This window comes from Burkholderia sp. NFPP32, assembly GCF_900119325.1.
GTDB lineage: Bacteria > Pseudomonadota > Gammaproteobacteria > Burkholderiales > Burkholderiaceae > Burkholderia > Burkholderia pyrrocinia_C.
Map to the genome: position 1 here is coordinate 1 of NZ_FPJP01000060.1, position 4505 is coordinate 4505.

Below are 4505 nucleotides of genomic sequence, written 5' to 3' on the forward strand. Positions count from 1 at the left end.
CCCTGCTCCACGAACGACGCATAGCGCGTCGACAGCGCGCGCAATGCCTCCTCGCCGCGCGCCGACAGCGTCAGCACCTGCACGCCGCGGCCCGCGACCGCCGCTTCGCGCGCCACCTCCGGCGCCGATTCCAGAATCGCGTGCGCATTCGTGCCGCTGAAACCGAACGAACTCACGCCGATCATCTTCAGCGGCGCGTCGTTTTCCGTCAGGCGCGTCGGCACCGCCAGCCCGCTGTTTGCCCAGTCGAAGCGGGGGTTCGGATCCGTGAAGTTGAGGCTCGCGGGTACCCGCTGGTGCTGCAGCATCAGCACCGACTTGATCAGCCCCGCGATGCCCGCGGCGGCTTCCAGATGGCCGATGTTGGTTTTCACCGAGCCAACCAGCAGCGGCCGCTGCGCGGTGCGCCCGCGCCCGTATACCTTCGACAGCGCGGCCAGCTCGATCGGGTCGCCGAGCGGCGTGCCCGTGCCGTGCGCCTCGACGTAGCCGATCGCGCCGGCCTCGACGCCGGCATCCTTCAGCGCGGCTTCCAGCAGGCGCTCCTGCGCCCGGCCGTTCGGCACGGTCAGCCCGCTGCTCGCGCCGTCATGGTTGATGGCCGTGCCGCGAATCACGGCCAGGATTCGGTCGCCGTTCGCGCGCGCGTCGTCGAGCCGCTTCAGCACGATCACGCCGGCCCCTTCGCCGCGCAGATAGCCGTCGGCCGCCGCGTCGAACGTGTGGCAGCGGCCGGTCGGCGACAGCGCCCGGATCTTGCAGCAGAACACCGTGGACAGCGGCGACAGCATCAACGCGACGCCGCCCGCGAGCGCCATGTCGCATTCGCCCATGCGCAGGCTCTGGCACGCCTCGTGGACCGCGACCAGGCTGGCCGAGCATGCCGTGTCGACGAGCATCGTCGGCCCCTCGACGCCGAGCACGTAGGCGAGCCGGCCTGCCGCGATGCTCGGCGTGTTGCCGAGCCCCGCGTACGCATCGACGCGCCGCGCGTCGCGGCCGAACGCGAGCCGCTCGTAGTCGTGCCAGCTCACGCCCATGAAGACGCCGCACGACGCGCCCCGCACCGCGCTCGGCGCGATCCCGGCATGTTCGAGCGCTTCCCAGCCCACTTCCAGCAAGAGCCGCTGCTGCGGATCGAGGGACACGGCCTCGCGCTCCGAGATGCCGAAGAACGCCGGGTCGAAGTCGTCCACCGCGTCCAGGAAGCCGCCGCGCCGCACGTACATCTTGCCCGGCACCTCCGGATCGGGATCGAAGAAGTGCTCGACGTCCCAGCGGTCCGCCGGAATCTCCGTCGTCACGTCCCGGCCGTTCGACAGCACGTCCCAGAACGCGTCCGGGCCCGCGACGTCGCGCGGAAAGCGGCAGCCGATGCCGACGATCGCGAGCGGCTGGCGCTGGGCCCGCTCGAGTGCCTCGACCCGCTCCCGTGCGAGCTTGAGTGCCTGCGCGATCCGTTGCTGCGTTGTAGTCACCTTGATGTCCCCGTGTCTGTGCGCGTGACGCTCAACGGCGCAGCGACGCCTCGAGGCGCGCCAGTTCCGCGTCGACGTCGTCCACCGCCTCGTCCGCCGCCTGTCCCGCCGCTTGCCCCGGATTCCCGGCCCCGGCCGCCGGCACCGGCTCGTCCGCCGCCGGCACGCGTTCCGCCTTCAGCCGTTCGAACAGGAAGTCGGCGCCGAGCTCGACGTTGCCGTAGTCGAACGCGAAGGTCGCGGGCAACGACAGCCGCAGGTCGCGCTGCACCTTGCTGCGAAACTCGACGGCGGCCAGCGAATCCAGCCCGAGCTCCAGGAAGCCGCGGGTTGGCGCGACCTCCTCGGCGGTGCGGCCGAGCATCACCGCGATCTGCGCCTGCAGATAGGTCGCCAGCGCGTCGTGCAGGGCCGGCAGCGCCAGCGCGTCGAAGCGGTCGCGCACGTCGTGGGTCGCGACGGGCGCGGCGTCGGCCGCCTCCTTCGGGAACCAGTCGGCGAGCAGCTTGCACACGCCCTCGGACGGTTCGGTCTGCGCATAGCGCTGCCAGTCGTCGTTGCCGATCACGACCGTGGCCACGTCGGCGCGCCGCGCCGCTTCGACGTACTTGAGGAGTTCGTCCGGCGACAGCGCCTGCAGACCGCGCGCGGCCGTCTTGTCGCGATGCGCGCGATCGAGCGCGGCCGCCATCCCGACCTCGGCGAACGGCCCCCACTGGATGCTCGTGGCCGGCAGCCCGAGCGTGCGGCGGGCGCCGACGAGCGCGTCGAGGTACGCGTTCGCCGCCGCGTAGTTGCCCTGCCCGGCGGTGCCGAACAGCGCGCTGATCGACGAGAAGCAGACGAAGCAGTCGAGCGGCGCGTCGAGGCTCAGCGCATGCAGGTTGAGCGCGCCCGCGACCTTCGCGTGGAACGGCACCGCGAACTCCGCCCACGACTGGCCGCCCAGCACTCCGTCGCGCAGCGCGCCGGCCGCGTGGAAAATGCCCTTCAGCGGCAGCGGGCCGGACAGCACGGTCTCGTGCCATGCGGCGCGCAGCGCCGCGAGATCGGCGACGTCGCAGCGGGCCAGCTCGACCGCGCAGCCCTGCTTGCGCAGCGCGTCGATCGCGGCGGCCGCGGCGGCGTCAGGGGTGCCGCGCGACATCAGCACGAGCCGCTTCACGCCGGCCTGCGCGAGCTGCTGCGCAAGGCGCAAGCCCAGCCCGCCGAGCCCGCCCGTGATCAGGTAGCTGCCGTTCGGCTCAAGCGGCGGCGCGTCCCGACGGGCCGGCTTCGCGCGCGCAAGGCGGGCAACATGCACGGCGCCGTCGCGGATCGCGAGCTGCAGTTCGTCCGGCGCGGCGTGCAGCAGCGGCGCCAGCGCCGCGGCCGGGTCGGCCGTCGCGGGATCCAGGTCGATCGTGCGGCAACGCCATTCCGGATGCTCGGCCGCGACCACGCGCGCAAGCCCGGCCAGCGTCGCCTGTGTCGCGCGCTCGACGTTCAGCGTGCCGCCCGGCTCCTGCGCGCCGCGGGTGACGAAGCTCACGCGGGCCGGCCTGCCGGCCTGCGCCAGCGCGCCGACGAGCGCGAGCGCGCCGCCGCACAGCCGCTCCTGGACCGCGAGCGGGTCGGCCGGCGTGTCGGCCTCGGCACCGAGGTCCAGTGCGCGCAGGTCCACGACATGCAGCGTGCCCTTGCCCGCACGCGCCGCGACCGCGCGCAGCGCTTCGCGCCATGCCGCCTCGCTCGCCGGATCGGCCAGCGGCACGGTCAGGTCGTCGCCGGTGTGCGATGCCGCATCGACCTGCACGCTGCGCACTCCCGCGCCGCGCAGCCGGGCGGCCAGCGCCGCGCCGGTTCCCGCGCCGTCGCCGACGACCAGCACGCAGTCGTCGGCCGGCAGCGGCGGTGTCGCCAGGTCGTCGAGGCGCTGCCAGCGGGTCGCGAACAGGCGATCCGTTCCGTCGCCCTGCAACAGCGCGTGCACCGCGCCCCGATGCAGGCGGCGCACCTCGAAGCCGCGCACGTGCGCGATCACGCGCCCCGAATCCTCGAACACCCGGATATCCGCGGTCACGCCGTTCTCCTCGCCCTCGCCCTGCCGGACGATCCGCGCATGAACCCACAGCCGGTCGGTCGCGGGGCGTCCGTACAGGCGATAGCTGTCGATGCTGAACGGCACGTAGATGTAGTCGGTCTTGAGCAGCTCCTCGGTCGCGAACTGCCAGCAGCTGTTGAGCAACTGGAAGCCGGATTCGACGAGGCCGGCGTGGAACGGCCCGTCGATCGGTTCGAGCAGCGCCGGCAGGCGCGTGCGACACAGGGCCTCCGCGTCGCCCCGCCAGATCTCGTCGATCCAGCGGAACGAATTGCCCGTGTCCATGCCGGGAATCCACACTTTCGAATAGAAGTCGGCGCCCGACAGGTAGTCCGCACAGCGCGCCTTGACCGCGTCCAGCTCCGATGCGTCCGGGGCCGGCGGCAACGCGCGCGGGCCGCGAATGCTGCGCGCCTCGACGTGGAGGGTCCAGGCCGCGTCGTCGGCGGGATCGCGTTGCGGCGCGAGCGTGACCATCTCGATCGCGTGCGACTGGCCGGCCGCCGGCGGCCGCATCACGATCTGCACCGTGCGCCGTCCCGCCTCGGGCATCACGAACGGCCGCAGGAACAGGATTTCGTCGACGACGCAGCCGGCTTCGCCGTAGACCGCCTCGGCTGCTGCCAGGAACATTGCGATGTGCGACGCGCCGGGCACGACCATCGCGCCGAACAGGCGATGGTGGTCCACGTAGGCGGGCCAGTCCGGGCGGAATTCGGCCTCGAAGCGCACCTCGGCCGAGCGCGGCAGCTTCAGGCGCCGGCCGAGCAGCGTGTGCAGGCCGCCTTCGTCGGACGCCGCGTGCCGGTGCGTGGACGCATCGGCGTGCTGGCTCGCATCGACCCAATGGCGCTTGCGCTGGAACGGATAGGTCGGCAACGCGACCTTGACCGGCCGGTCGACACGATGCAGCGCTGCCCAGTCCAGCGCCGCGCCGCGCACGT

2 protein-coding genes are annotated in these 4505 nt (G+C 72.7%); both read right to left on the bottom strand.

From position 1 onward, the window contains the following. Positions 1–1478: type I polyketide synthase (locus tag BT264_RS36925; RefSeq protein ID WP_143155852.1), on the bottom strand; the 1478-nt coding region annotated here is incomplete at its 3' end. Between the two features lie 31 nt (positions 1479–1509). Continuing rightward, the coding region (locus BT264_RS36930) for a type I polyketide synthase (protein WP_143155851.1) at positions 1510–4505 on the bottom strand (2996 nt) is incomplete at its 5' end.